The 2,769-nt window shown below is 27.6% G+C and carries 2 protein-coding genes; both read left to right on the forward strand.

Going from position 1 to position 2,769, the window contains the following annotated elements; genetic code table 11:
• Window positions 1-2,355 (forward strand): hypothetical protein (locus L8U37_RS08060; RefSeq protein WP_263728976.1); only part of this gene is annotated, 2,355 nt, incomplete at its 5' end.
• A 24-nt stretch (window positions 2,356-2,379) separates the two neighbouring features.
• Window positions 2,380-2,769: filamentous hemagglutinin N-terminal domain-containing protein (locus L8U37_RS08065; RefSeq protein ID WP_263728977.1), on the forward strand; the 390-nt coding region annotated here is incomplete at its 3' end.

Below are 2,769 nucleotides of genomic sequence, written 5' to 3' on the forward strand. Positions count from 1 at the left end.
ACATATAAACTCTTAAGTGGTAAAAACTTCTATGGTCAAATGGCTAGCAATAAAAACCTTTCAAATATTACTTTAATCTATGATAATCCTAAAGATAAGGCTCATTTGAATTTAAATAAATTAGCCTTTAGACAGCATATACTCACTCCAAGTATTAAAGAAGATATTTTTGTAGTTAATGGCTTTCATAGTTCTAACTCAGCTAATACTACCCTAAATCAAATCAGCTATATACCTTTTTTAGTTTCAGCCTATACCTTTAATGCAAAAGCAAATAATAATACCTTAGTATTAAAAGCAGGGGAATTATCTTCAGTATATTATTTAAAACCTACTGATAAAGAAGTAATTAATCCTAAAGCTAGTGGCTTAGATAATAAATATAATTTTTTAATCACTCCAGCCATAGCAAGAAAAGGTGAAGCAAGTAATAATACTTTAAATTTCTTAAAAGATGCCTATGTAAATATGGGTGTTGAAAACACCTATACCTTACCTTTAAATGGTGCTCCTTATATCTTAGGTGCTTTTGGGGTTGATGCTAATACTAATAACAATACTGTTATTTTAAATAGCGGCTCTAAGATAGACTTTCATACTACTCCTTATAAACAAAGCACTTTAGGGGATAATATTTTTGATGAGAGAATGACTCATGTGGTAGGAGCTTATACTTATAATGGCAATGCTAAAAATAACAAGGTTATTATAGATGGAGCTTCTTTATTAGTCCATGGTCCAAGTGGAGCTTATTCAACATCAGCTGCTACTCACTTAGGTGGAGCTTTTGTAGATGTAAATAACAATCAAAGCTATGAAGTAAGCAATAATAGTGTAATTATTAATGATTTGAAACTAGATTTAAGAGTGGATACTAAAAATACTCCATTAGCATACAATGCTATTTTAGTAGGAGCAGTTTATGGGGGTAGGATTATAGAAGGTAATGCATATAGAAATGTTATTATTATTAAGGATTTACAAACCTTATTAGCATTAAATACCAATATAGAAGTAAAAGCACTCTTAGACTTTTATGCAGGTATAACTAATAATGGTATGGCTAATGATAATGTTATTTATATGAATTTGAAAAAGCCATTTGAAATCAATTTTAATTTTACCGGTAAAGATGAAATCAATCTTTATGGTGGGGTAGCTACTAAAGGAGCTAATAGAAATAGTATAAATATAGAAGGAAGTATTACTCAAGGAGTAACAGATAAAAAAAGATATGATAAGATTAATATTATTGCTGCACAAACTCTAAGTTCTAAAGCAAATAATAATAGTATTAATATCAGTAATTCTAATTCTGATATTCCTATGTTTTTATATGCAGTTATGTCTGAAGATGGTAAATATTATGCAAGTAGTGCTAATGCTAATAGTATAGTTTTAGATAATGTAAAATCAGGTAGAAATCTCACTGCTATTATAGAAGCTGATAATTTAGAAAAAAACACTATAAAATATAATATGGTGCAATCTTTATCGAATGCTTCTAATATAGATAAAGGTTCTAAAATCATTTTAAGAGCTAATGAAAATGCTAATGATAATACTTTAAATATTAAAGATTATTCAAGTGCAGCTAGTTCTAATGTATATATTATTAATGCAAAAAATGAAAGCGCTAATAATACTTTTATCTTTGATAATCTAGCCCTAGGTACAGCTTCTGATAAAAGAGAAGGGGAAATAATAATTAGTGCAGGTATAGCTAAGAATACTCATGATAATTATACTCATATAAATAATTTAAATATAGATGAGTATAAAAACAACAAAGCTATATTTATAAGCGCTTCTGGAATATATAGTGAAAATGATAAAAGCTATAATAATACTTTATACTTAAGTGGTAATACTAATATTTTTAACAATACCAATATAGAAGTATTAGCAGGAAGCTTTTTACAAACTAAAAAAGATAATAACTTTGTATCAAAAGTTCTAACACATAAAAATGGTACTAATAATCATTTAATATTAAATACAAATATAAAAGCAAATACTATTAATAACTTTGATCATTATAGCTTTATCTTAAAAGATGATACTAAAGCTTATTTAAATGCTAAAGAAGTGATTAATCTTTCTAAAGATAGTTCTATTAATGTATATACCAACAATAATGTAAAAAATAAAAGCTTTATTTTAATGCAAAGTGAAAAAGGCTTTGTAGATGCAAATAATAAACACTTAAATCAAAAAGACTTACAAAGCTTATTAGAAACTATCACTAAAAACAATCAAAGCTTACATAAAAATATCAAAGCAAAAGTTCAAAAAGCTAAATACACTTTAAGTGTAAGTAAAGATGCAAAAAGCATAGTAGTGAATTTAAATTAAAGCAATACTCAAAAAGGATTAATTATGAAAAAGTTAGCAAATCACATCATACTCTCAGGCGTAACTGTATCAATGTTATTTTCTCCACTAATGGCTTTACCTAGTGGAGGTAAATTTACTCATGGGACTAGTGGGACTATAAATACTAATGGTAATAATATGAATATTATAGGTAATGGACCAAGCTCAGTCATACAATGGGGTGGTGGCTTTAATATAGGCAAAGGCGAAAGTGTAAACTTTGGAGGTAATAGTAAAAACTACCTAAACATTGCTCATGGTACTAGTAAATCTATGATAGAAGGTTTTTTAAATGCAAATGGTAAAAATGTCTTTTTAATTAATCCTAATGGGGTAATCATTACTAAAACAGGAACTATCAATGCTAATCGCTTTGTGGCTTCGACTTCGTCT

Origin of the sequence: Campylobacter sp. RKI_CA19_01122 (assembly GCF_025771325.1) — a bacterium.
GTDB lineage: Bacteria > Campylobacterota > Campylobacteria > Campylobacterales > Campylobacteraceae > Campylobacter_D > Campylobacter_D lari_D.